The sequence below is a fragment of the Achromobacter sp. Marseille-Q4954 genome (assembly GCF_943737025.1).
In the GTDB taxonomy this organism is placed as follows: domain Bacteria; phylum Pseudomonadota; class Gammaproteobacteria; order Burkholderiales; family Burkholderiaceae_B; genus Achromobacter; species Achromobacter bronchisepticus_A.
Map to the genome: position 1 here is coordinate 1,336,078 of NZ_CALSFQ010000001.1, position 22,524 is coordinate 1,358,601.

The 22,524-nt window shown below is 65.5% G+C and carries 24 protein-coding genes; 13 read left to right on the forward strand and 11 right to left on the reverse strand.

Annotated elements, in window-relative coordinates:
- Positions 1-18: 18 nt before the first annotated feature.
- On the reverse strand, positions 19-420 hold the full coding sequence (locus tag NGK62_RS06260) for a DoxX family protein (protein WP_059371654.1): 402 nt from the start codon (positions 418-420) through the stop codon (positions 19-21).
- Positions 421-550: 130 nt separating this feature from the next.
- On the opposite strand from NGK62_RS06260, the gene NGK62_RS06265 reads away from it, so the two are divergent.
- The 5 genes from NGK62_RS06265 to NGK62_RS06285 all read left to right on the forward strand — a co-directional run bounded on the left by NGK62_RS06265 (position 551) and on the right by NGK62_RS06285 (position 4,734).
- Positions 551-1,483 carry a LysR family transcriptional regulator gene (locus NGK62_RS06265; RefSeq protein WP_251877748.1) on the forward strand — a complete coding sequence of 311 codons (933 nt, stop codon included), beginning with the start codon at positions 551-553 and terminating at the stop codon, positions 1,481-1,483.
- Positions 1,484-1,493: 10 nt separating this feature from the next.
- Positions 1,494-2,075, forward strand: a complete 582-nt coding sequence (locus tag NGK62_RS06270; protein ID WP_059371652.1) for an NUDIX hydrolase — start codon at positions 1,494-1,496, stop codon at positions 2,073-2,075.
- Positions 2,072-2,845 (forward strand): leucyl/phenylalanyl-tRNA--protein transferase, encoded by a 774-nt coding sequence (gene aat / locus NGK62_RS06275; RefSeq protein ID WP_251877750.1) that lies wholly within the window; start codon positions 2,072-2,074, stop codon positions 2,843-2,845. The genes NGK62_RS06270 and aat overlap by 4 nt, the downstream gene beginning before the upstream one ends.
- A 42-nt stretch (positions 2,846-2,887) precedes the next feature.
- Positions 2,888-3,625 carry an arginyltransferase gene (locus NGK62_RS06280; protein ID WP_251877751.1) on the forward strand — a complete coding sequence of 246 codons (738 nt, stop codon included), beginning with the start codon at positions 2,888-2,890 and terminating at the stop codon, positions 3,623-3,625.
- 68 nt (positions 3,626-3,693) lie between these two features.
- Positions 3,694-4,734 carry a quinone-dependent dihydroorotate dehydrogenase gene (locus NGK62_RS06285; protein WP_059371649.1) on the forward strand — a complete coding sequence of 347 codons (1,041 nt, stop codon included), beginning with the start codon at positions 3,694-3,696 and terminating at the stop codon, positions 4,732-4,734.
- A gap of 145 nt (positions 4,735-4,879) precedes the next feature.
- Here NGK62_RS06285 and phaP read toward each other — a convergent pair whose 3' ends face one another.
- On the reverse strand, positions 4,880-5,458 hold the full coding sequence (gene phaP / locus NGK62_RS06290) for a TIGR01841 family phasin (RefSeq protein WP_059371648.1): 579 nt from the start codon (positions 5,456-5,458) through the stop codon (positions 4,880-4,882).
- A gap of 381 nt (positions 5,459-5,839) precedes the next feature.
- Between phaP and NGK62_RS06295 the strand changes: the two genes are divergently transcribed.
- Positions 5,840-6,817 (forward strand): tripartite tricarboxylate transporter substrate binding protein BugD, encoded by a 978-nt coding sequence (locus NGK62_RS06295; protein ID WP_059371647.1) that lies wholly within the window; start codon positions 5,840-5,842, stop codon positions 6,815-6,817.
- A gap of 80 nt (positions 6,818-6,897) precedes the next feature.
- On the opposite strand, the gene NGK62_RS06300 is transcribed toward NGK62_RS06295, so the two are convergent.
- From NGK62_RS06300 to NGK62_RS06310, 3 genes are all read right to left on the reverse strand, one after another.
- Positions 6,898-7,758, reverse strand: a complete 861-nt coding sequence (locus NGK62_RS06300; protein WP_059371646.1) for an IclR family transcriptional regulator — start codon at positions 7,756-7,758, stop codon at positions 6,898-6,900.
- Positions 7,759-7,926: 168 nt separating this feature from the next.
- Positions 7,927-8,742: a competence/damage-inducible protein A gene (locus tag NGK62_RS06305; protein ID WP_059371645.1), complete on the reverse strand. Its 816-nt coding sequence runs from the start codon at positions 8,740-8,742 to the stop codon at positions 7,927-7,929.
- A gap of 34 nt (positions 8,743-8,776) precedes the next feature.
- Positions 8,777-9,586 carry an EI24 domain-containing protein gene (locus NGK62_RS06310; RefSeq protein WP_054449954.1) on the reverse strand — a complete coding sequence of 270 codons (810 nt, stop codon included), beginning with the start codon at positions 9,584-9,586 and terminating at the stop codon, positions 8,777-8,779.
- Positions 9,587-9,649: 63 nt separating this feature from the next.
- On the opposite strand from NGK62_RS06310, the gene NGK62_RS06315 reads away from it, so the two are divergent.
- Positions 9,650-10,033: a thioredoxin family protein gene (locus NGK62_RS06315; protein WP_059371644.1), complete on the forward strand. Its 384-nt coding sequence runs from the start codon at positions 9,650-9,652 to the stop codon at positions 10,031-10,033.
- Positions 10,034-10,114: 81 nt separating this feature from the next.
- Here the strand turns inward: NGK62_RS06315 and NGK62_RS06320 are convergent, their stop codons facing one another.
- The 3 genes from NGK62_RS06320 to NGK62_RS06330 form a co-directional block, all read right to left on the reverse strand.
- Entirely contained in the window at positions 10,115-11,605 is a 1,491-nt protein-coding gene (locus tag NGK62_RS06320) for a DEAD/DEAH box helicase (RefSeq protein ID WP_118932890.1), read from the reverse strand.
- Between the two features lie 322 nt (positions 11,606-11,927).
- A complete protein-coding gene (locus NGK62_RS06325) occupies positions 11,928-12,263 on the reverse strand; it encodes an AzlD domain-containing protein (protein WP_054449947.1) in 336 nt (111 codons plus the stop codon).
- Positions 12,260-13,009, reverse strand: coding sequence for an AzlC family ABC transporter permease (locus tag NGK62_RS06330; RefSeq protein WP_059371643.1), 750 nt, complete (start codon positions 13,007-13,009; stop codon positions 12,260-12,262). The genes NGK62_RS06325 and NGK62_RS06330 overlap by 4 nt, the downstream gene beginning before the upstream one ends.
- A gap of 196 nt (positions 13,010-13,205) precedes the next feature.
- Between NGK62_RS06330 and NGK62_RS06335 the strand changes: the two genes are divergently transcribed.
- The 4 genes from NGK62_RS06335 (at position 13,206) to NGK62_RS06350 (ending at position 16,003) form a co-directional block, all read left to right on the forward strand.
- Positions 13,206-14,126: a branched-chain amino acid transaminase gene (locus tag NGK62_RS06335; protein WP_059371642.1), complete on the forward strand. Its 921-nt coding sequence runs from the start codon at positions 13,206-13,208 to the stop codon at positions 14,124-14,126.
- A 77-nt stretch (positions 14,127-14,203) separates the two neighbouring features.
- Positions 14,204-14,425, forward strand: coding sequence for a zinc-finger domain-containing protein (locus NGK62_RS06340; RefSeq protein ID WP_059371641.1), 222 nt, complete (start codon positions 14,204-14,206; stop codon positions 14,423-14,425).
- 37 nt (positions 14,426-14,462) lie between these two features.
- Positions 14,463-14,885: a YybH family protein gene (locus tag NGK62_RS06345; protein ID WP_054449940.1), complete on the forward strand. Its 423-nt coding sequence runs from the start codon at positions 14,463-14,465 to the stop codon at positions 14,883-14,885.
- 17 nt (positions 14,886-14,902) lie between these two features.
- Positions 14,903-16,003, forward strand: coding sequence for a YheT family hydrolase (locus NGK62_RS06350; protein ID WP_118932892.1), 1,101 nt, complete (start codon positions 14,903-14,905; stop codon positions 16,001-16,003).
- A gap of 25 nt (positions 16,004-16,028) precedes the next feature.
- On the opposite strand, the gene NGK62_RS06355 is transcribed toward NGK62_RS06350, so the two are convergent.
- Positions 16,029-17,555, reverse strand: a complete 1,527-nt coding sequence (locus NGK62_RS06355; protein ID WP_059371639.1) for a M48 family metalloprotease — start codon at positions 17,553-17,555, stop codon at positions 16,029-16,031.
- 57 nt (positions 17,556-17,612) lie between these two features.
- On the opposite strand from NGK62_RS06355, the gene galU reads away from it, so the two are divergent.
- Positions 17,613-18,464 carry a UTP--glucose-1-phosphate uridylyltransferase GalU gene (galU, locus tag NGK62_RS06360; protein WP_059371638.1) on the forward strand — a complete coding sequence of 284 codons (852 nt, stop codon included), beginning with the start codon at positions 17,613-17,615 and terminating at the stop codon, positions 18,462-18,464.
- Positions 18,465-18,492: 28 nt separating this feature from the next.
- On the opposite strand, the gene NGK62_RS06365 is transcribed toward galU, so the two are convergent.
- The gene (locus NGK62_RS06365) at positions 18,493-19,938 is read right to left on the reverse strand and encodes an amino acid permease (RefSeq protein WP_118932894.1); all 1,446 of its coding nucleotides are present in this window, start codon (positions 19,936-19,938) and stop codon (positions 18,493-18,495) included.
- A gap of 84 nt (positions 19,939-20,022) precedes the next feature.
- Positions 20,023-21,438: an NAD(P)/FAD-dependent oxidoreductase gene (locus tag NGK62_RS06370; RefSeq protein ID WP_251877753.1), complete on the reverse strand. Its 1,416-nt coding sequence runs from the start codon at positions 21,436-21,438 to the stop codon at positions 20,023-20,025.
- 221 nt (positions 21,439-21,659) lie between these two features.
- On the opposite strand from NGK62_RS06370, the gene NGK62_RS06375 reads away from it, so the two are divergent.
- Positions 21,660-22,508 (forward strand): MerR family transcriptional regulator, encoded by an 849-nt coding sequence (locus NGK62_RS06375; RefSeq protein ID WP_059371635.1) that lies wholly within the window; start codon positions 21,660-21,662, stop codon positions 22,506-22,508.
- Positions 22,509-22,524: the final 16 nt, after the last annotated feature.

Consider the following 22,524-nt stretch of genomic DNA (forward strand, 5'->3'; position numbering starts at 1 on the left):
GACTGGTGCGCGCAGCGATCAGCCGCGCCAGCTTTTGACCAGCGCAAACTTGCCATCGCCCAGCAGCAGCAACACAGCGGCCGCCACGCTCAGGAAGATCGGGTATTCCCAGCCGCCCCCGGGGTTGCTGAAACCCCAACCGTTGCCGAAATGCACGGTCGCAGCCACGAACAATTGCACCACGGAGATGATGGCCACCCAGCGCGGCAGAACGCCCAGAATCAGCATGATGCCGGCGATGATCTCGAAGAACGTCACCGGATACGCCAGCCAGGCAGGCACGCCGATCTTGGCGAAGAACTGCGCGGTGCCGGGCAGCGTGAACACTAGCAGCTTGGTCAGGCCATGGGCCAGGAACATGACGCCGAGCGCCACGCGCAGCAGCAGCGCGGCATAGGGCGCGGTACGGGTATCAACCATTGCACTCTCCTAGAGCGGTAGGGGAATCGCCCAGGATGGGAAGATTCTTGATGAGCGTTATTCTTGCGATTCCAAAAACAAAGATAAACATGCAGAATTGCAAATTATTGTTCCCCGATAGGAAACAATCTTGGACACGCACATCGCCATGCAGACCTATGCCAAGGTCGTGGAATTGGGCTCTTTTGCGGCCGCGGCCGACAAGATGGGCCAGGCCCGCTCCGTGGTCACGCGCCAGATCGCCTATCTGGAGCAGAAGTACGGCGTGCGTCTCCTGAACCGCACCACGCGCAAGCTGAGCATGACAGACGCCGGACGCGCCTTCTACGAACGCGTGCGGCCCATCCTGGCCGAGGTGGCGGACCTGGAACTGTCGCTGCAGGCCGAGGGCCAGCGGCCCAGCGGCCGGCTGCGGGTGAGCGCGCCGGTGTCGTTCGGCATCCTGCACCTGGGACCCGCCATTGCCGAGTACCTGCAGCGCTACCCCGACGTGATCATCGACCTGGACCTGAACGACCGTCTGGTGGACCTGGTGGAGGACGGCTACGACGTGGCGGTGCGCATCGGTCCGCTGCAGGATTCCTCGCTGGTCGCGCGGCCGCTGGCGCCGCAACAGTTGCGGGTCTGCGCCGCCCCCAACTACCTGCAGCGCCACGGCACGCCGCAGACTCCGGAAGAACTGAAGCAGCATCGCTGCCTGCATTACGCCTATGCCAGCACCGGCAACGAATGGCATTTCGAGAAAGACGGCGTGACCCATCTGGTGCGCGTGAACGCTGCCCTGCGGGCCAACAACGGCGACGTGCTGCGGACCGCCGCGCTGGCCGGGCACGGCATCATCCTGCAGCCCGATTTCCTGGTGGGCGACGACATCCGTACCGGCCGTCTGGTCGCGCTGCTGGCCGATTACGCCCATACCCCGATCTCCATGTACGCCGTCTACCCGCACCGGCGCTTCCTGTCGCCCAAGGTACGATCCTTCGTGGAGCATCTGGAGGGCCGCTTCGGCGCCCCCTCCCCGGCCGTTCCGGGCCGGCGCGCCAGCCCCCGCCGCAGCCGTTAGAATCGTACCCATGACCGCAAAATCGCCCCTCGAATACTTCCCCGCGCCGCGCCGTTCGCATTTCTGCAGCCAATGCGGCTCGCCCATCAGCCGCCGGGTTCCCGAAGGCGACAACCGCGAACGCGACATCTGCGATCACTGCGGCGCGATCCACTACCAGAACCCAAGGCTGGTGGTCGGCACGGTGCCGGTCTGGAACAACCGCGTCCTGCTGTGCCGGCGCGCGATCGAGCCGCGCTACAACACCTGGACCCTGCCCGCCGGCTTCATGGAGCTGGGCGAAAGCACGGCGCAGGGCGCCGCCCGCGAAACGCTGGAGGAATCCGGCGCGCGCATCAAGCTGGGCGAGCTCTACACCATCATCGACCTGCCGCAGATCGACCAGGTGCACGTGTTCTACCTGGCGGACGCGCTGTCGGACGCGCTGGACCCCGGTCCCGAAAGCCTCGAGGCCCGTTTTTTCGACGAGTCCGAGATCCCCTGGGACGACCTGGCGTTCCGCACCGTGGCCACGACGCTGCGGCACTACTTCGAAGACCGCAAGCTGGGCGTGTATCCCCCCCACCACTACACCCTAGAATCGCACCGTTGAAACTCCCCTGGCTCGCCGTCGACACCCCTTTTCCGCCCGCGGAGTTTGCGCTTGCGGATCCCGACGGCCTGCTTGCGGCGGGCGCGGACCTGTCCACGCCCAGGCTGATCGAGGCCTATTCCAACGGCATATTCCCGTGGTACTCCGAGGGCGAGCCCATTCTGTGGTGGAGCCCCGATCCGCGCATGGTGCTGGCCGTGAAGGACTTTGCTCCCTCGCATTCGCTGCGCAAGCTGCTGCGGCAGATCGCCAGCCAGGAGCAGTCCGCGGCGCCGCGCGTGCAGGTGCGCGTGGATACCGCTTTCGCGGAGGTGATGGCGCAGTGCGCCGCGCCGCGCGACGGTCAGCCCGGCACCTGGATCACCGCCGCCATGCAGCAGGCCTATCGCGCCTGGCATGAGGCCGGCTACGTGCACAGCATCGAAACCTGGATCGACGGCGAACTGACCGGCGGCCTCTACGGCATCAGCCTGGGCCGCATGTTCTTCGGCGAATCCATGTTCACCCGCGCGCCCAACGCATCGAAGATTGCGCTGGCCTATCTGGTGCGCTACCTGACCACGCAAGGCGTGCAACGCATCGACTGCCAGCAGCAGACGCGCCACCTGGCCAGCCTGGGCGCGCGCCCTATCCCGCGCGCCGCCTTCCTGCAGCATGTGCGCACTGCCACTGCACAGCCCGCCGTCGCGTGGGCCCGGGGCACGCTGGACAGCGCCGGCCGCTTGCATCCCGACACAGCATCGGGTCCGGGGTTCGGCGTTAATATGTAGCCACTCCCCTTGCGGGCCTGCCGCCGCATTGCGGGACCTCCGATGAGCCAGCTCAAAGAACTCCCCTTCTCCACCCTGCAGTTCTACGCCACCGCTCCGTACCCTTGCAGCTATCTGCCGGGTCGCCAGGCACGGTCGCAGGTCGCCGCGCCCGGTCATCTGATCAACGCAGGCACGTATTCGCAACTGGTGGAGCAGGGCTTTCGGCGCAGCGGGCTGTTCACCTACCGGCCCCATTGCGACAACTGCCACGCCTGTATTCCGGTGCGGGTGGATACGGCGGGCTTCGCGCCCAATCGCAGCCAGCGCCGCGCCTGGCGCGACCACCAGGCTCTGCAGTCGTTCGTGGCCGAGCTGGCCTGGTCGCCCGAGCACTATCGGCTCTACACGCGCTATCAGCAGGGCCGCCATCCGGGCGGCGGCATGGATGAGGACAGCCGCACGCAATATGCGCAATTCCTGCTTACCAGCCGCGTCAACACCCGTCTGGTCGAGTTCCGCGACGAGACGGGCGAGCTGGTCATGGTGTCCATCATCGACGTGCTGGACGACGGCCTCTCGTCCGTCTACACCTTCTACGATCCCGACATTGCCGGCAGCCTGGGCACCTACAGCATCCTGTGGCAGATCGAACAATGCCGGACGCTGAACCTGCCCTGGCTGTACCTGGGCTACTGGATCGCCGACAGCCGCAAGATGTCGTACAAATCCAGCTTCCACCCGGCCCAGTTCCTGGTCGACGGCGTGTGGGGCGAGCAGCCCGCGTTGCCGCCCGCCTGATCCACCCCTCCTTTGGAGCGCCTGGGGGCGGCGCAGGGCCGGCAAAATTCGCTCTACAATTCCGCCCCATGTCTATCCTCTTCCACGCCTACCCCCTGGCCCGCCCGGCGCTGTTCGCCATGGACGCGGAAACCGCCCACGAAGTCACCTTGTCGGGCCTGCAGCGCGCCTATGAATGCGGCGCCACGCGCAAGCTCATGCACGCGCAGCCGAAGGCGCCGAGCACGCTGATGGGCTTGCAGCTGGCCAACCCGATCGGGCTGGCCGCGGGCCTGGACAAGAACGGCGCCTATATCGACGCGCTGGGCAACCTGGGATTCGGCTTCATCGAGGTGGGCACGGTCACCCCGCGCGCGCAGCCGGGCAACCCCAAGCCGCGCATGTTCCGGCTGCCGCGCGCCAATGCGCTGATCAACCGGCTGGGCTTCAACAACCAGGGCCTGGAAGCGTTCCTGGCCAATGTGCAGCGCAGCACCTGGCGCAAGCAAGGCGGCATCCTGGGGCTGAATATCGGCAAGAATGCGGACACGCCCATCGAGCGCGCCGCGGATGACTACCTGATCGGGCTGGAAGGCGTATATCCGCATGCCGACTACGTGACGGTGAATATTTCCTCGCCCAACACCAAGAACCTGCGCGCACTGCAAGGCGGCGACGAGCTGTCGGCCCTGCTGGCGCAACTGGCGGATAAGCGCCGCATGCTGGAAGACAAGCACCAGCGGCGCGTACCCATGGCGGTGAAGATCGCCCCGGACCTGACGCACGAGCAGATCGATTCCATCGCGGAGACGCTGCCGCGCCATGGCATCGACGGCGTCATCGCCACCAACACCACGCTTTCGCGCGACGCCGTCACCGGCCAGCCGCATGCCGAGGAAGCAGGCGGCCTGTCGGGCGCCCCGGTGCATGAATTGTCGTTGGCGGTCATCCGCCGCCTGAAGGAGAAGCTGGGCGGCAGCCTGGCCATCATCGGCGTGGGCGGCGTGATGTCGGGCCGCCAGGCCCGCGAAAAGATGGACGCGGGCGCCGACGCCGTGCAGCTCTACACCGGCCTGATCTACCGCGGCCCGGCGCTGGTGGGCGAGTGCGTGCGCGCCGTGGCGCGCTAGGCAAGCACGGCCGGCATCCGCCGGCCGCAGCGAAAAAAGCAGGCAAAAAAAGGGGCCACCCGGTGGGTGGCCCTAATTCCAGCTCTGCTCTGTCACTCAACAGTACTACATAACTGCGGTTTGCGCAGCCCTGCGCGCCAAAAACTTAGGCGCTGCGGCGGCTGCGGCTGGCAACCTTGGTCGCTGCGTCGGCGGCATCCGTGGCAGCCTTGAAGGTCGCGTTGGCGGCGGCATTCAGGTTCGACTCGGCGACTTCGGCGGCCTGCTTGGCGGCCTTGGTCATCGAATCGTAGGCGCTGGTCGCGGTGGCCAGCGAGGACTTGATCAGGGCAACGGCGCTTTCGGAGCCGGTCGGGGCGTTCTTGGAGAACTGGTCGACGGCTTCGCTCAGCTGCTGCTGGCCTTCGGCGATCTGGTCTTCGGTCAGCTTGACCAGGCTGGTCTGCACGCCGGCAACGATGTCGTACACATGCTTGGTGTAAGCCATGGCCTTTTCAGCGCCCGGCTGCAGCAGGCCCGAGGCGAAAGCGGCGGCTTCCTGCGGATCCTTGACTTCAGCGGCTTGCTGCGACTTCTGGGCGACTTCGTCCAGGGTGGCGCGAACGACCTTCAGGTTCAGTTCGACCAGCTTTTCGAAGCCGGCGAACACGGCCGACTGGGCGGCCACGATGGTGTTGATGCTGGCCTTTTGACGGTCCAGGACTTGTTGCGGGATAGCGCTCATAGGATGCTCCATGGGTAGCCGGAGGCTGTCCGGCAAGTAAGGAATGGTTGTCTGCGACGAACTATAGAAACGTGCGCGGAAACTGGTACTACAAGCTACCGCCGGCCCGTTTGATGCACTGCACAATTGACATTCTAGGCCGGGAAAAATCCTTGTCAAGGAGTTTTTGTGCGACGCAACAAAGAATTGCACTTTGACGGTGCATGCTTTGTCCCGGGTTTGATCCAGCACAAAGGTTTCCCAGGATTCGGGAAATACCCGAAGTGACGTCGTATCAATTGTTTTCTAAACTGCTTTCACGCTGATGACAGACAAATAAACCCATAAGTCAGCGCGCAACAACGAAATCGCAGCAAGCAAAACCCTGCAATTGGAGACTCCATGACCCTCATCCCCCGCACGCTTTCGGCCTTGCTCGCGGCCAGCGCCATGCTCGCAGCCGGCGCCGCCCAAGCCGAATACCCGGATCGCCCCATCAACATGGTGGTGCCGTTCGCCGCCGGCGGCCCGACGGACAACGTCGCGCGTTCGCTCGCGGAAGCCATGCGGCCGAGTCTGGGCCAGACGGTCGTGGTCGAGAACAAGGGCGGCGCCGGTGGCACCATCGGCACGACCCAGGTGGCGCGCGCCCAGCCTGACGGCTACTCCGTCCTGTTGATGCACGCCGGCTTCTCGACGGCGCCCTCGCTGTACAAGAATCCGGGGTACGACCCCTACAAGAGCTTCGAACCCATCGGCCTGGTGGTCGACGTGCCGATGACCATCATCGCGCGTTCGGACTTCCCGCCCAACAACATCAAGGAACTGGCCGAGTACGTCAAACAGAACAAGGACAAGGTGTCCCTGGCTAACGCCGGCATCGGCGCCGCCAGCCATCTGTGCGGCACCATGCTGGTCGAGGCCCTGGGCGTACAGCTGCTGACCATCCCCTACAAGGGCACCGCGCCCGCCATGAACGACCTGCTGGGCAAGCAGGTGGACCTGCTCTGCGACCAGACCACCAACACCACCCAGCAGATCGACAGCGGCAAGGTGAAGGCCTACGCCGTCACCAGCCTGAAGCGCGTCCCCACGCTGCCGAACCTGCCGACCATGGACGAATCCGGCTACAAGGGCTTCGAAGTGGGCATCTGGCATGGCATGTGGGTGCCGAAGGGCACGCCCAAGCCCGTCGTGGACAAGCTGGTCAAGAGCCTGCAGGCCGGCCTGGCCGATCCCAAGTTCCAGGAACGCATGAAGCAGCTGGGCGCGACGGTGCTGACGGCCGAAGCGAACCCGCAAGCCCTGGAAGCCAAGGTCAAGCAGCAAGTCCCGCAGTGGGGCGAACTGTTCAAGAAGGCTGGCGTCGAACAGCAGTAACCCAAACCATGCGCCCTTGCGGCGCATGCAAAGGAAAAGCCCCTTTCGGGGCTTTTCTTTTTTTGCGGGCCTGCGCGGGATTACGGGCGCAGAGCTTCCGCGGCCATGCCCAGGCCGTTGAAGCCGGTCGAAACGGAGGGCTCGTAGCCCAGCGCTTCCGAGATGCTGGCGGCGGTATCGACCAGCGCCTTGATCCAGTCGTCCTGCAGGCGTTCGGCGGGGGCCGAAATGGACAGGCCGGCGACCAGCTTGCCGGTGTCGTCGAAAATGCCCGCGGCGATGCAGCGCACGCCGAGTTCCAGTTCTTCGTTGTCGCGCGCATAACCATGGCGCCGCACCAGCGCCAGTTCACGCTCCAGGCGGTCCAGGTCGGTCAGGCTGTTGCGCGTGTGGCCGGCCAGGCCGGTGCGCAGCGCGTAGGCCCGCACCTGGCGCGCATCGGCGGTGGACAGGAACAGCTTGCCGGTGGAGGTCAGGTGCAAGGGCGCGCGACCGCCGATGGCGCGGACCACCTGCATGCCGGAGCGTTCGCTCCAGGCGCGCTCGATGTAGACGATCTCGTCGCCCTGCTGGACCGACAGGTTGATGGTCTGCCCGGTCAGCTTGTGCAGCGAACGCATGGCGGAAATGGCCGCCTCGCGCACGTTCAGGCGCCCCTTGACCAGCGAACCCAGCTCCAGCAGGCGCATGCCCAGCTGATACAGGCCGTTGTCGACGCGTTCGACGTAGCGGCCCACGACCAGGTCGTTCAGGATGCGATGCGCGGTGGACGCATGCAGGCCGGTGGTCGCGGACAGTTCTTTCAGCGTTACCGGATCCGGCTGCGCAGCCAGGGCGTCGAGCAGGCGCATGGCGCGCTCGATCACCTGGATGGCGATGGGATGGGAGGCGCCTTCGGTCTCGGCGTCCAGGGCATTGCGGGTAGTGGGGAGACGGGACATGGAAAGGGGGACGAGGACAGCTGCGCCGCCTGTAGGGCCCCACCTTCGGGAACCGGACTTGCGGCATCGCAGCAAACAGTTCTTTCCCGTATTGTGAAATTTACTGGCGCGTTTGGCAACCGCTTTTTGTATCAAAAAAAAGGCCGCACCTCGGGTGCGGCCCTGTCTTCATGCTGCTGGCGGGGGCGCCAGCTTGCCGCCCAGACGCAGCACCTCGGCCCGCAAATACTCCAGTGCTTCGGCCGCTGCGGCCGGTTCGCCCTTCACGCCCAGGTCGATGTGGGGGGTGCCGCCGGCCTCGCCCACGCTGGGCAGGCTGAACGCGCGCACGCCCGGCCAGCGCGTTTCCACGGTCTGCATGGCCGGCGTGATGCGCGATTCGGGCATGCTGAATACCAGGAAGGAATGCTCCGCGTGGGCGTGCACATGCTGCAGTGCACGATAACGCGTGTCCAGCGTCCATTCCAGCATGGGCCAGGCCATGACGGGAAATCCCGGCACGAAGGTGTGGTCCTTGATGTAGAAGCCGGGAATGCGGTTATAGGGGTTCGGGACGATCTCACAGCCTTCCGGAAACACGCCCATCTGCAGCCGCTGCTGGTTTTCCGGCGCGCTCATGTCGGCCGTGCCCTGCCCTTTTGCGGCCATCTCGGCCGTGCGCAGCGCGATGGCCTCTTCGGCCTCCGGGTGCAGCGCCAGCGGCAGGCCCAGCGCGGCTGCGGCGGCCTGGCGCGTGTGGTCGTCGGGCGTGCCGCCGATGCCGCCACAGGAAAACACCACGTCGCCGGTGGCAAAGCTGCGCTTGTAGGTGGCGATGAGGGTGTCGCGGTCGTCGGGCACGATTTCGGCCCAGCCCAGCTGCATGCCGCGCGCGCCCAGAAGCTCGACGACCTTGGAAAAATGCTTGTCCTGACGGCGGCCCGAGAGGATTTCGTCCCCTACGATGATGAGGCCAATGCGGCGGGCGGCGGATTCTGCGGCCATGTCCGATTCCAGAAGTTGAGAGGGATGACGCGGTTCAGACGTCGATGACACGGTCCTCGCGCAAGCGCTTGAGCGCTTCCAGACCGTAGTGGGCGTAGACCAGGGCCGAGAACACCGGCAGGATGACCCACGCGGGCGGCAACAAGTTCAACAGCGAGCAGATCAGGCCTATGGTCCAGAAGCCGCCGTTGTTGCGTTCCAGGATGAGCTTGCGCTCGGCGGGGCTGGCGTGTTCGACGATGGCGTCCACGCGCATCATGCGCGAAAACGCGAACGCCCACCAGAAGATCGACAACGCGATGGCCATGGGCGGCACCAGCCACAGCGGCAGCGTAAGCAGCCAGCCCGCGGCAAAGGCCAGCGATACCCAGATCGCGTTCCACACGCTGACCGCGGTCGCGTGCTTGCCTTGCCGCGTGACGCTGACGTATTCACGCTTGCCGACATGGTTCAGCACCAGCGGCATCACGAACACGGCGGCAATCGCCAGGCCCAGGATGCCCGATACCGGCAACAGAATGGCCACCGCGATCACGGGGATCATGTAGACCTTGAGCGAGAACAGCCCCATCGCCAGCATCCAGTCCTCGGCCCGGTTGACGAAGTCCCAGCGCGCCGCCTCGGCCGCCAGCCATTCGTTGAGCGGCGTCCAGAACAGGTATAGCAGCAACAGGGCCCCCACCAGCGCGATCAGAAACGGCAGCAGCACCGCGAACAGCATGGAGGGATGGCATTGGGACACCAGGGCGCGCTTGAACGCCTGGCCGACGCTGACGGCGCCGGCCCCGGCAGCGGAAAATCGGCCGTTGTCGGGCGTGGCGGAATCAGTGCGCAAAGCAGTCATGGAGGAAGAATGAGGGGGTAGACATCCCGGGTATGATAGTCAAACACGCCTTCATCTGCCCACATGTCCCTACTTGTACCCGATACCGACCTGGCCACGCTGCGCGCGCGGTTGGGCTCATCGCCCGACGCCTGGCTGGTGGCCTGCTTCTGCGCGGCCTGGTGCGACACCTGCGAGCAATACAAGCCCAAGCTGCAAGCGCTGGCCCAGGCCATGCCGCGGCATGTCTTCGCCTGGATCGACATCGAGGACCACGCCGAACTGCTGGGCGACGAAGACGTGGAGAATTTCCCCACGCTGCTGGTGCAGATCGGATCGCGGGTGGTGTTCTACGGCCCCATGCTGCCGCACATCGGCCACCTCGAACGCCTGCTCGAAAGCCTGAATGAAAACAGCCCTGCGGTCGCCACCGCGTTGCCGGACCTGCCGCGCCTGCTGGCGGCCTGAGCCGCAGCAGGCGTCACGCGCTCCAGCCATAAAAAAACCCGCGAGCCCTCAGGCTTGCGGGTTTTTTCATGCCGGCGCCTTTCAGGGCTTGCGGCTGCCGCCCAGCAGGACGGCGATCTGGCGTTTCGGCCCGGAGGATGCGCCATTGTTCCTGGGCGCCGGCTCTTCGGCGGGCGCGGACGGCGCCGAGGGCTCGTAGGGCTTCAGGAAGAAATCATCCACGGGCTGGCGCGGCGCGCCGGACGAATAGCTGGAACGACGGTCGGACGAGCGGCCGCGGTCACCGCGGCTGTCACGGCCTTCACGACCCTCGCGGCCTTCACGGCCTTCACGCGACGACGAACCGCGGCGCTCGTCGCTGCGGCGGTGGCTGCGGGCGACCAGATCGGCCGGAACATCCAGCGTGCCGCGCGGCACTTCGCGCTTGATGAGTTTTTCGATGTCGAGCAGGAAACGCTCTTCGTCGGGCGTGAACAAGGCGATGGCCTCGCCCGATGCGCCGGCGCGGCCGGTGCGGCCGATACGGTGCACGTAGTCTTCGGCGTTGTACGGCAGATCGTAGTTGATGACGCAAGGCACGCCGGCCACGTCCAGACCGCGCGCGGCCACGTCGGTGGCCACCAGCACTTCCAGTTCGCCGGCCTTGAAGGCTTCCAGCGCCTTCATGCGGTCGGCCTGGGTCTTGTCGCCGTGGATGGATTCGGCCTTGACGCCGTCGCGCTCCAGGTCGCGGGCCAGCCGCGCCGTGCCGATCTTGGTGTTGGAGAACACGATGACCTGGTTCAGGCCGCGCGACTTCACCAGATGCACGACCGCGGCGCGCTTGGCGTCGCTGGGCATCTTGTAGGCGATCTGGGTGATCGTGTTGGCGGTGGCGTTGCGCGCCGCGACTTCGATTTCGACCGGTTGATTCAGGTACGAGCGGCCCAGCTTGCGGATTTCATTGCTGAACGTGGCGGAGAACAGCAGGCCCTGGCGCTGCGCGGGCAGCAGGCGGATGATGCGCTCCAGGTCCGGCAGGAAGCCCATGTCCAGCATGCGGTCGGCTTCGTCCAGCACCAGGATGCCGACCTGGCTCAGGTTCACGTTCTTTTGCTCGACGTGGTCGAGCAGGCGGCCGGGCGTGGCCACCAGCACTTCGCAACCGCGGCGCAGGGCTTCCTTCTGCGGACCGATATCCACGCCACCGAAAACAACTGCCGAACGCAGCGGCGTCTGCTTGCTGTAGCGCTTGACGCTTTCGTAGACCTGGTCGGCCAGTTCGCGCGTGGGCGTCAGGATCAGCGCGCGCACCGGATGGCGCGCGGGCGATGCGCTGGTGTTGGCCAAGGGCATCAAGCGGTGCAGGATGGGCAGCGTGAAGGCGGCCGTCTTGCCGGTGCCGGTCTGCGCGGCGCCCATGACATCGCGCCCTTCCACCACGACGGGAATGGCCTGGGCCTGGATCGGCGTGGGCGTGGTGTAGCCGGTTTCGGCGATGGACTGCAGCAGCAGAGGGTGCAGCCCGAAATCGGTGAACGTCGGCGCGGGTGCGTCAGCGGCAGGTGCTACGGATTGAGTGGATTCAGTCATCAGGGTTAGGCAGATACCGGGACCAGTGAAAAAGAACAAAACGAGAGTGCTACGCGCACTGCACTACATATGCATCGGAACAGTCTGAACACGCGCAATCCGCATCCTGCGTTGCAGGCCAGGCGGCGCATTCTGGATTCGATACTTATGAGGGCAGTACCAGGCCCGGATTGCTGTGGATAACATGATTTTAGCGCAGCCGCATTACCACACGGTCCACTCGCCTTCTGAAAGGCATTGCAAAGGCCTTCCGCCGGCTGTCAGCAAGCGCCCGCCGGGCATACCAGCAGCGTCCACTGGATGGACGTTTTGGCAACAACCTTCAGCCGGCCAGCCAGCGCAGGCCCCAGAGCGCCAGCATGCCGACGATGATGACCAGCACCGCGCTGCGGGTGCGCAGGAATACCAGGATGGCGAGCACGCCCGCGACCAGCTTGTAGTCGAACACCGGCCCCAGGCCGGCCTTCCACGGCAGCAGGTCGGGCACGATGATGGCGGTCAGGGCGGCGGCGGGCGCGTAGCGCAAGGCGCGGCGCACGCCTTCCGGCAGGGGGATGTAATCGCCGAACAGCATGAAGCCGGCGCGCGTCAGCACGCTGCACAGCGCCAACAGCAGAATGGCGGAATAGACGTAGATCTCGGCGGGCCAGAGGGTCATGCGCGGGCCTTGAAGTAGCGTTCGGCCCAAATGCCGGCGACCACGCCCGCCACCACGGCGGCGGCCAGGCCCAGGCGCAGCGGCAGGACCTGCCCGGTCCAGGCGACCACGCCGGCAGCCAGCATGGAAATCAGCATGGGCTTGGTGTTGGCCAGCGGCACCGTGATGGCCAGCAGCGCCAGCACCGCGGCAAAGTCCAGCGACCAGTCCGTGGGCACCATGGAGCCCAGGTAGATGCCGACAATGGACGAGGTCTGCCAGACGAACCAGCCGGGCGCGATGGCGCCCAGGAAGAACCAGAGCTGCTCGCGGGTGCCGCGCACGGCCGCATCGCCAAAGCGCGGCATGAACAACACGAAGCCCATGTCGGTCGTGAAATACCCCAACCCGAGGCGCTTGGGCCAGGACAGGTGGCGGAAATAGGGATGCAGCGCCGCGCCGAAAATGAGGAAACGCAGGTTCACCACGCAACCGGCGGCGAAGATCAGCCAGAGCGGCGCGCCGGTGGCGATGAGTGGCAGGGAGGTCAGCTGGGCGGAACCCGCGTAAAGCAGCAGGGTCATGGCCAGCGCCATGGTCTCGGTCAAGCCCGACTTGACCATGGCCACGCCGGTGACCAGCCCCCAAGTGGCGGTGGCGATCAGGGCGGGCACGATGGCGTGCACGCCAGCCCGGAATGCAGCGATACGCTCCTGGCGGACCGCGACGGGGTCTTCGGATTCAGGAAGCGCAGATTCAGAGGACAACGGCTGGCCCCTGGCGATTCGGACAGGACGACATGGAAACTCTAAGGAAAAGGAACGCACGACAACCCGTTCGCCCGCCGGGATCAGTACGCGCGGGCCTGGCGGCGCCGCGCCGGGGCGCGAATAGGCGCGTATTGTAACCTCGCTGCTTGATACAATATGGACCTCGGGATTCTTGGGCGCTTGGGAGTAGACCATGTCGATGGCAGACCGCGACGGCTTCATCTGGTATGACGGCAAGCTCGTACCGTGGCGAGACGCGACCACGCACGTCCTGACGCACTCCCTGCATTACGGCCTGTCGGTATTCGAAGGCGTGCGCGCCTACCGCTCCGAGATCGGCACAGCCATCTTCCGCCTGGAAGACCATACCAACCGCCTCTTCAATTCGGCGCACATCTACCAAATCCCCATGCCCTTCGATCGCGACACGATCAACGAGGCGCAGCGGACGGTCGTGCGCGAGAACCAGCTGGAAGCCGGCTACCTGCGCCCGCTGGTGTTCTACGGCCCCGAAAAAATGGGCGTCTCGCCCAAGGGCGCCCGGGTGCACGTGGCCATCGCGGCCTGGCCCTGGGGCGCCTATCTGGGCGAAGAGGCGCTGTCCGCGGGCATCCGCGTCAAGGTGTCGTCATTCGCGCGGCAGCACGTGAACGTCACGATGCCGCGCGCCAAGGTGGCAACTACCTACGCCAATTCGATCCTGGCCAATACCGAGGCCCTGCAGGACGGCTACGACGAAGCCCTGCTGCTGGACACGGAAGGCTTCGTGGCCGAGGGTTCCGGCGAAAACCTCTTCATCATCAAGGACGGCGTGCTCTGCGAGCCTGAGATCGCCTCCGCCCTGACTGGCATTACCCGCTCCACCATCCATGCGCTGGCCGCCGACCTGGGCCTGCGCGTAGTGACCAAGCGCCTGACGCGCGACGACGTCTACATCGCCGACGAGGCGTTCTTCACCGGCACGGCCGCCGAAGTGACGCCCATCCGCGAAGTGGACAACCGCCAGATCGGCTCCGGCCAGCGCGGCCCGATCACTGAGCGGCTGCAGAAAGCATTTTTTGACGTGGTGAATGGCCGCAACCCGAAGTACCATCACTGGCTGAGTAAAGTCTGATCCGCGCGGTCCGGTCCCTGACCTGGCCGCATCATTGCCCCAACCTGCCGATTACCGGTTTTTTTTCAGGAATATCCATGACCGCTGCTGCTCCGGCCGCCGTCCCCCACCCCCACGAAGTCATCGAGGTCGGCGCCGACGACCTGCCCGTGTTCTGTCCGGGCCCCAAGGCGCCGCTCTGGAGCATGCATCCCCGCGTGTTCCTGGACGTGGCCCGCACCGGCTCCGCCAGCTGCGCCTACTGTGGCGCCGAGTACCGCTTGAAGCCCGGCACCGTATTGCACGGCCACGGGCACTGAGTCACCCGCTCTACAACGTCCACCCGTTTCCGCCGCCATGTTCGCCACGCCCGAAGAAGCAGAGCACGCGTTCTACGAAGCCCTCGACCAGGCGGACGTCGTACGCCTGATGCAAGTGTGGGCAGACGACGAGGAAGTCGTCTGCATCCATCCGGGGGGCCTGCGCATCGTCGGCCACTCGGCGGTGCACGATTCCTGGCAGCAGGTGCTGGCCAACGGCCCCCTGCATGTGCGTCCGTTGCGTCCGCTGGTCATGCTCAGCATGATGTGCGCGGTGCACGTGCTGGTGGAACAGGTGGCGGTGCAAACGCGGGAAGGCACGCAATTCGCCAATTGCTACGCCACCAACATCTACCACAAGGGGCCCACCGGCTGGCGCATGGTCATGCACCATGCCTCGCCGGCGCCCACGGAAGCCGGGGTGCTCGACTTGCACGACGTACCCGACATGCTGCACTGAATCGGGTGGATTTTTAGTTGGCCGCTGCTCGTCTTGATACAACGCCCTGCCCCGTCCCCTCCTGGTTGCCCGGAGGCGACAGCCAGACGGTTTACGCCGCCCTGTTCGCGCAGTATCACCGCATCGCATTCGTGCGCGAACGGGTAGACACGCCCGACACCGATTTCGTCGACTTCGATTGGACCGGTCCGGGCCTGTTCCCGCACAAGTCCGCCGACGGCGCGCCCGTCAGCGGTCAGCGTCCGGTCGCCAATGGCAAGACCGCCGCGGCCCGGTGGATGACGGATGCGGACTGGAAGTCCCTGCCGCATACGCCCGATACGCCGGCCCTGATCCTGTTCCACGGCCTGGAAGGCGGCAGCAACAGCCGCTATGCGCAGTCCATCGCGCATCACTTCCGTGCGCGCGGCTGGATCGTGGTGATCGCGCATTTCCGCGGCTGTTCGGGCGTGCCCAACCGCCTGGCGCGCGCCTACTACTCGGGCGATTCGGCCGAGGTCGGCTTCATGCTGAATACCGTGCGCCAGCGCATTCCACATGCGCGCTGGCATGCGGTCGGCGTATCTCTGGGGGGCAACGCCCTGCTCAAGTACCTGGGCGAACACCAGGAGGACACCGGCTGGCTGACGGCCTGCGCGGGCGTGTCCGTGCCGCTGGACCTGGTGGCCTGCGGCAAGACGCTGTCCACCGGCGTGTTCAACCGCAGGGTCTACACCGCCCACTTCCTGAAGACGCTCAAGCACAAGGTGCTGGAGAAGGCGCACCGCTATCCCGGCGCCGTGGACGTCATGCGCATCGCCCATGCGCATGATCTGCGCGAGTTCGACGACACCTACACCGCGCCCATGCACGGTTTTCGCAATGCGCTGGATTACTGGACGCGGGCGTCCAGCAAGCCCTGGCTGCCGAAGATATCCGTGCCGACACTGGTGCTCAATGCCCGCAACGATCCCTTCGTGCCGGCAGCCTCGCTGCCGACGCCCGAGGAATGCTCGTCCACCGTCCTGCTGCATCAGCCCACGGATGGGGGACATGCCGGTTTTCCGACCGGCAGCTTCCCCGCCCACCTGAACTGGCTGCCGCAGCGGCTGGGACGCTTCTTCGAAACTGGCCAGTAGGTCGCAGCGGCGCCCTGCCCGGCGCTCAACCCGACTTGAAGCGTTCCAGCAACTGGCGCTCTTCGGCCAGCTTGTCCTTCACTTCCTTGATCTGCACGTCGATCTGCGACTGCTCGTAGAAGTCGGTGGACATGTTGCGCGCCTGCTGCAGCTGCGACTCCGCGGCGGCGTATGCGCCAGTCATGACGTAGTAGCGCGCCTGGTCGCGGCGCGCAGCCACCGGCTTGCCATTGCGGTCTTCGCTCTGCGCCAGCATCTGGTAGAGGCTGGGTTCGTCGCTGCCCCATTGCTTGATCTTGGCCCGCAGGTACTCCTGCGCGTCCGTGTGGCGGCCGACGCTTTGCAACGCCTGGGCATAGGCAATGCCCAGGGCCCGATGCCCGGGCCAGCGCTTGGTGCCGGCCTGGGCCAGCTCCAGCGCCCGGGGGTACTCCTTGCGGGCCAGGGCAATATCCACGCTGAGCTTGGCCAGCTGGGCCGAGCTGCGGCCGTCCGCCGACGCCAGGCTCCAGTTGCGCTCGGCATCAGCCAGGTTGTTGCGCTGGAACGCCTGCAGCGCCAGGCCGTAGTAGGCGGCCGACTTGCGCACGCCCGACAGCGCCTGGGCCTCGTCCTGCAATTGCTGGCCGGCGGTACGCAGGCTGACCGCGTCGCGGCCCTGCACCACGCGCATCTTGGCGCGTATGTACCAGAAGTCGTCGCTATCCACGTGGCGCGCCACGGGAGACTGGTTGCGCACCCGATTCTGCACGTCCGACATGCGCTCGATGGACAGCGGGTGGGTGCTGGCCCAGGAGCCGCCGCCCGCGCCTTCGTTCAGGCGCGACGCGTTCATCAGGCGCCCGAACATCTGCGCCATGCCTTCGGCGTCGTAGCCCGCCTTGGTCAGCATCTGCAGCCCTGCCCGGTCGGCTTCGCGTTCCGCGTCGCGCGAAAAGCCCAGCTGGCGGTTGATGGCCGCAGCCTGGCCGAATGCCGCCACGCCCATCGCCAGGTTGCCGCCGCCCCCGGCCAGGGCCGCCAGCAGCGCCCCCGCCAGGCTGGCCAGCATCACCATGCTGTTCTGGTTCTGCTGGGTCATGCCACGGGCGATGTGGCGCTGCACGACGTGGCCGATTTCGTGGGCCAGCACCGCCGCCAGCTCGGATTCGCTGGCGGAAGCCACGATCAGCCCGGTATTGACGCCGATGAAGCCGCCGGGCATGGCGAAGGCGTTGATTTCGGGGTCGCGCACGCCGAACATCTCGACCTCGGGGACCGCGCCGGGCGCGAAGGCCGCCAGCTTGCGCCCCATGGTGGTGAGGTACTGGCTGAGTTCGGAATCGTCCACATAGGTCGGGTCGCGCCGCCCCTGGGCCATGATGGCTTCGCCCAGGCTGCGTTCCAGCGCGGGGGACAGTTCAGCGGCGGAGGCCGCGCCCATCGAGGGCAGGCCTACGGGCTGCGCCCAGGCGGCGATGGGGATGGCGGGCACGGCCAGGGCCACGGACAGCCCGACGATTGCACCCCGTTTCGCAATCGAGCAAATGGATGGCATTTTCCTGCGGTTCATAAGCCTATGATAGCGATGCGCTTAAAATGTTTCATCGATAGCCCCAACGAGGTCTCAATGCGTCCTGTCCGTAAAGCTGTTTTCCCTGTCGCCGGCATGGGTACGCGCTTCCTGCCCGCCACCAAGGCAATGCCCAAGGAAATGCTGCCCGTGGTCGACAAGCCGCTGATCCAATACGCCGTGGAAGAAGCCGTGGCCGCCGGGATCACCGACCTCATCTTCGTGACGGGGCGCAACAAGCGCGCCATCGAAGACCACTTCGACTCCGCGCCGGAACTCGAATCGGACCTGGAAAGCAAGGGCAAGCACGAGCTTCTGGCCATGGTGCGAGGCATTCTACCCGCGCATGTGAATTGCCTCTATATCCGCCAGTCGGCCCCGCTGGGACTGGGCCATGCGGTGCTGTCGGCCGCGCCTGCCGTGGGCGACGAACCCTTTGCCGTGCTGCTCGCCGACGACCTGATCGACGCCGAACAGCCCGCGCTGAAGCAGCTGATCGACGTGGCCGTGGCGCAGAACGCCAGCGTGCTCGGCGTGCAGGACGTGCCGCGCGTGGACACCCGCAAGTACGGCATCGTGGCCACCCGCCAGGGGGATGCCAGCGCCAACGGCCGCACGGAACGCGTCACCCATATCGTCGAAAAGCCCGACCCTGAAGCCGCGCCGTCGACGCTCGCCGTGGTGGGCCGCTACGTGCTGGAAGCCGCGATCTTCGACCACCTGCGCTCGACCAAGATGGGCGCCGGCAACGAGATCCAGCTGACCGACGGCATCGCCTCGCTGATGCGCGAGCGCGCCGTGTATGCGCACCGCTATGAAGGCGTGCGCTACGACTGCGGCAGCAAGGCCGGCATGTTCCAGGCCACCGTGGCGCTGGGCAAGAAGTACCACGGCCTGCTGCCGGAATAGCCGCAAGCCTGCGGCCATTCATGCCGCGTCAAGGCTTGAGCGCCGCGGCCTCGCTCAGGCCGTTCAAGCCTTGTCCTGGAATCCTCCGCGCCGCGGGCTCCTGGGCCTTCGGCCCGCCAATGCCGAAGCGCTGCGCCGCCACGCCCATCAGGACGATTACAGCGCCCAGCGCGGAGGTGTACGCCACCTCCTGGCGATACGTTCCCTCCAGCACCATCGTCAGCAAGGCTGCGCAGATGAACAGGATGACCGCCCACGTCAGCCAGGGAAACAACCACATCTTGAACTTCAGCTCGACTCCCTGAGCCTGCAGGCGTTGCCGCATTCGCAGTTGGCAGCATGCGACGGTCAGGTAGACAAACAGCGCCACGCAGCCCGTGGTTTGCATGAGGACGTCGTACAGGTCCATCGAGGACGTCGCCATCATGTAGACGGCAACGAATGCGAACACGCTGGATATGACCACGCCCACGTACGGCGCGCCCGAGGAAGCGCCAGTGACAGCCATGATGCGATGCGCGTCGCCACGGCGGGCCAGCGAATAGAGCATGCGCGACGAGACATACAGCGCCGAGTTGAAGCAGCTGCAAACCGAGGTCAGCACGATGGCGTTGACGATCAGCTGCGCGTACGGAATGCCCATCGCGTCCAGCACCACGTTGTAGCTGCCGCGCGTCGGGTCGACCAGCGCGGGAGTGTCATAGGGCACCAGGCAAACCACCAGAAAGATGGACCCTACATAGAACAGGCAGATCCGCCAGACCACCGATCGGATGGCTTTCACGATTTGGCCGCCGGGCTCGGAGGTCTCACCCGCCGCCACCGTGACGACTTCCGCGCCCATCATGGCGAACATGATGCCCAGCAATGCGGTGACCACGGCGCCGGGCCCATTGGGCATGAATCCCCGATCGGTGAGATTGGACATGCCGCCGGCATCGCCGAAGGGCCACAGGTGCACAACCGCCAGCGTGCCGACCACCAGGAACAGGACGATGGCCACCACTTTGATCAGGCCGAACCAAAACTCGAATTCCCCGTAGTTCCTGACGTTCATGAAGTTGACGCCTATCAACCCTAGCGTCAGGAGCAGTGCGTAGACCCAATTGGGCGCCACGGGGAACCAGCCATGCAGAATCTGTCCCGCGACATAGGCTTCCCAACCCATCAGCAGCGCCCAGAAGTACCAGTACAGCCAACCGATGGTGAAACCCGCCCAGCGCCCGATAGCGCGATCCGCGTAGGTCGAAAAAGAACCGGTATCGGGCTGGGCCACGGCCATCTCGCCCAGCATGCGCATGACCAGAAACACCAGGATCCCGCCGCCCAGATAGGCCAGGATCACCGCTGGTCCGGCCAGCGCGATCTGCTTGCCCGACCCCACAAACAAGGCTGCGCCGATGACCCCCGCAATGGAAATCATCGTCATGTGGCGCGATTGCAGCCCACCCTTGAGTCCCTCACCCTTAGACATGCTTTCTCCTTTTGCCGCGCCCCCGGTATGGAACGCGCTTGTTTTGGTTATCCCGCGCAGGCCTGATGCACGGCGCGCTTGACGCTAGTCCTCAAGTCCTGCGGGCGCGAACCCAGCCAGGAGCACGTCAAGCCAGCGCGGCGCAAGATCCCGCGCTTCACGCTCTTCCTTTCTACGCACGGCGTTGCGGACCAGCGAACCGCCGAAGTACTTGATGGGTTCAGGCGGAAACCGCTTGGGCTTGCGGTCGACCAGGGCGCAGCGGCGCCACGCATCGTTGCGATCCAGGGCCAGGCTTGCCAGAATCCTGCCGCCCAACAGGCTGGGCGCGACGCCGTTGCCGCTCCAACCCACTCCGTAGTGGATGTGTCCGGTACCCGCCAGGGTGCCGAAAACGGGCAGGCTGTCGTAGGTCCGATCGATCGGACCCGACCACGCATGCGAGACGCGCACATCGGCAAGCATCGGGTAGGCGCGGCGGAAATCCTGCTCCGCCATCAGGCAGCTTTCTTCGTGGCGGCTGAAGGTGGCGTCGATGACGCCACCCCGGGAAAGCGCGCCCGTGCCCTTGCCGTATGCGATTCGCCCGTCCCGCGTGGTCCGGTAGTACCCGACCATCAACTGCGAGTCGGTGATGGCTTCGCCCCCCGTCCAACCCAGCGCGGCCAGGCGCTCGGGAATCGCCTGCGTCACGACGATGGAACTGTTGACGGGCACGATCAGCCTTGAGATTTCAGGAATGGCGACGGCCCATGCATTCGTCGCCAGCACGACGCTTTTGGCCAGTATCGTGCCCGAGGCGCTGCGGATCACCGCCGGATAGCCGTGGCTCAACTCCAGCACCGGCGTGTTTTCGTGGATCACGATGCCGCGCTCCAGGGCCACCCTGCGCATGCCTCGCACCAGCCTTGCCGGCTGCACCGTGGCGTTGCCGCGTTCGAACACGCCCGCCCTGTGCATGCGAGACCCGGTTCGACGTGCGACATCCTCCGGCAGCATGTGCTCGAAGGGACGCGCGCCGACCCGGGCGCAGGCCTGGAGCGTGCCCTCCCATGACTCCTGTTGCGCATCGGAAGTGGCCGTCCAGAGCCATCCCCCGCAGCGAAAGTGCGCATCGATGCGATGGCGGCCGCAGAACTGTGCGATTTCATCGATGGCACGTTCCGAGGCCCGGGCCAGGAACAGCGCATCGTCGACATCCGCGAAAGCAAGCAGCGAAGCGATTTTCGGCCACCAGGACATGGCCATGCCGCCGTTGCGCCCTGAAGCGCCTCCGCCGCAGACGTCCCGCTCCAGGACCACGACCTTGGACTGAGGGCTGAGTTCCTTGATGCTCAACGCCGTCCACAGGCCTACATAGCCTCCACCGATAATCACGATGTCGGCGGCCTGACTGCCGGTCAGCGGCGCACTTGCCTGCAAGGCGGGTTCCGCCTCCCGCATCCAGAAACTGCGTTGCAGGAAAGGTCCGGCCTGGCTTGAATGGTGTGAAATGATCATGAGCAAAGCGGCCCAATCTGGCCGCACCTGGAATCAAATATATCTACATAATTTCTGTAGGTTGCGATCCTATAGAAGCTGATTTTCGGAAAAAATAGGGGCTTTCCCCCATATTTCCGGTCCTATCATGAAGGATCGTGTTTATATAATTTATCTATATATATTCTGTATGTTCTGCCAGAACAGACCGTCCACCGCGCCAGCACAGGAACTTCACTTGCATGTCTGAGTATCGAATCGGCGACGTCGCGCGCCTCACAGGCACGAACATCTCGACGCTGCGGCTATGGGAGCAACACGGCCTCCTCGTTCCGGCGCGCACCGAAACAGGACAGCGCGTCTACTCAGATGCGGATCTGGCCCGGGTATCCCATATCGTTCGTCTGCGGCAGATCAACGGCCTGAACATGCCCGCGATCCGTCGCGTGCTGGAGGAGTCGCAGGCCGGATCGGCGTCCACGGCGCCACCATCGCCCGCCTCAGGCGCCACGGCATCTCAAGCCCGCGAAATAGCTGACGCGGCCGCGCTCGGACTGCGCTTTCGCACCGCGCGCCGAAGCGCGGATCTGTCGCTGAAAGAGGCGTCCGACGAAACCAGCCTGCCCGTGTCCTTCATTTCGACCTTTGAACGGACGGGCCGCGGGGCCACCGTCGCAAGCCTGAAGCTGCTCGCCACCTGTTATGGCACGTCGCTGACGGCCCTGTCGGAAGTACCGCCCAAGCCGTCGCGCAACGCGGCAGAGGTCGTGCGCAAGGGTCAGGAAATACACGCCCCGTCGTTCGGCGCGGGCATCCAGATCCTGCAGCTGGCAACGAGCCTGCCTTCGCTCGACTGCCAGAAATGGGTTCTGGCGCCGGGCGCCCGCAGCGAAGGCGCCTATACGCACCATGGAGAAGAGTGCATCCACGTCATCGCCGGCGAATTCAGCATTACGGTCGATCTGGCGGCGCCGGTGACCTTGCGCGCCGGAGACAGCATCTCGTTCCTTAGCGGGCGGCCGCATTCGTGGAAAGTCGTCGGCGAGGAAACCGTGGAACTGTTCTGGGTCAATACGCCGAAGAGCTTCTGAGCCCGGCGGCGTACGC

What these genes read in the sequence shown, in the direction of transcription:
- NGK62_RS06260 (WP_059371654.1), bottom strand. Translation starts at nt 420, where the DNA reads ATGGTTGATACCCGTACCGCGCCCTATGCCGCGCTGCTGCTGCGCGTG.
- NGK62_RS06270 (WP_059371652.1), top strand. Translation starts at nt 1,494, where the DNA reads ATGACCGCAAAATCGCCCCTCGAATACTTCCCCGCGCCGCGCCGTTCG.
- NGK62_RS06280 (WP_251877751.1), top strand. Translation starts at nt 2,888, where the DNA reads ATGAGCCAGCTCAAAGAACTCCCCTTCTCCACCCTGCAGTTCTACGCC.
- NGK62_RS06285 (WP_059371649.1), top strand. Translation starts at nt 3,694, where the DNA reads ATGTCTATCCTCTTCCACGCCTACCCCCTGGCCCGCCCGGCGCTGTTC.
- phaP (WP_059371648.1), bottom strand. Translation starts at nt 5,458, where the DNA reads ATGAGCGCTATCCCGCAACAAGTCCTGGACCGTCAAAAGGCCAGCATC.
- NGK62_RS06295 (WP_059371647.1), top strand. Translation starts at nt 5,840, where the DNA reads ATGACCCTCATCCCCCGCACGCTTTCGGCCTTGCTCGCGGCCAGCGCC.
- NGK62_RS06300 (WP_059371646.1), bottom strand. Translation starts at nt 7,758, where the DNA reads ATGTCCCGTCTCCCCACTACCCGCAATGCCCTGGACGCCGAGACCGAA.
- NGK62_RS06305 (WP_059371645.1), bottom strand. Translation starts at nt 8,742, where the DNA reads ATGGCCGCAGAATCCGCCGCCCGCCGCATTGGCCTCATCATCGTAGGG.
- NGK62_RS06310 (WP_054449954.1), bottom strand. Translation starts at nt 9,586, where the DNA reads ATGACTGCTTTGCGCACTGATTCCGCCACGCCCGACAACGGCCGATTT.
- NGK62_RS06315 (WP_059371644.1), top strand. Translation starts at nt 9,650, where the DNA reads ATGTCCCTACTTGTACCCGATACCGACCTGGCCACGCTGCGCGCGCGG.
- NGK62_RS06320 (WP_118932890.1), bottom strand. Translation starts at nt 11,605, where the DNA reads ATGACTGAATCCACTCAATCCGTAGCACCTGCCGCTGACGCACCCGCG.
- NGK62_RS06325 (WP_054449947.1), bottom strand. Translation starts at nt 12,263, where the DNA reads ATGACCCTCTGGCCCGCCGAGATCTACGTCTATTCCGCCATTCTGCTG.
- NGK62_RS06335 (WP_059371642.1), top strand. Translation starts at nt 13,206, where the DNA reads ATGTCGATGGCAGACCGCGACGGCTTCATCTGGTATGACGGCAAGCTC.
- NGK62_RS06340 (WP_059371641.1), top strand. Translation starts at nt 14,204, where the DNA reads ATGACCGCTGCTGCTCCGGCCGCCGTCCCCCACCCCCACGAAGTCATC.
- NGK62_RS06345 (WP_054449940.1), top strand. Translation starts at nt 14,463, where the DNA reads ATGTTCGCCACGCCCGAAGAAGCAGAGCACGCGTTCTACGAAGCCCTC.
- NGK62_RS06355 (WP_059371639.1), bottom strand. Translation starts at nt 17,555, where the DNA reads ATGAACCGCAGGAAAATGCCATCCATTTGCTCGATTGCGAAACGGGGT.
- galU (WP_059371638.1), top strand. Translation starts at nt 17,613, where the DNA reads ATGCGTCCTGTCCGTAAAGCTGTTTTCCCTGTCGCCGGCATGGGTACG.
- NGK62_RS06365 (WP_118932894.1), bottom strand. Translation starts at nt 19,938, where the DNA reads ATGTCTAAGGGTGAGGGACTCAAGGGTGGGCTGCAATCGCGCCACATG.
- NGK62_RS06370 (WP_251877753.1), bottom strand. Translation starts at nt 21,438, where the DNA reads ATGATCATTTCACACCATTCAAGCCAGGCCGGACCTTTCCTGCAACGC.
- NGK62_RS06375 (WP_059371635.1), top strand. Translation starts at nt 21,660, where the DNA reads ATGTCTGAGTATCGAATCGGCGACGTCGCGCGCCTCACAGGCACGAAC.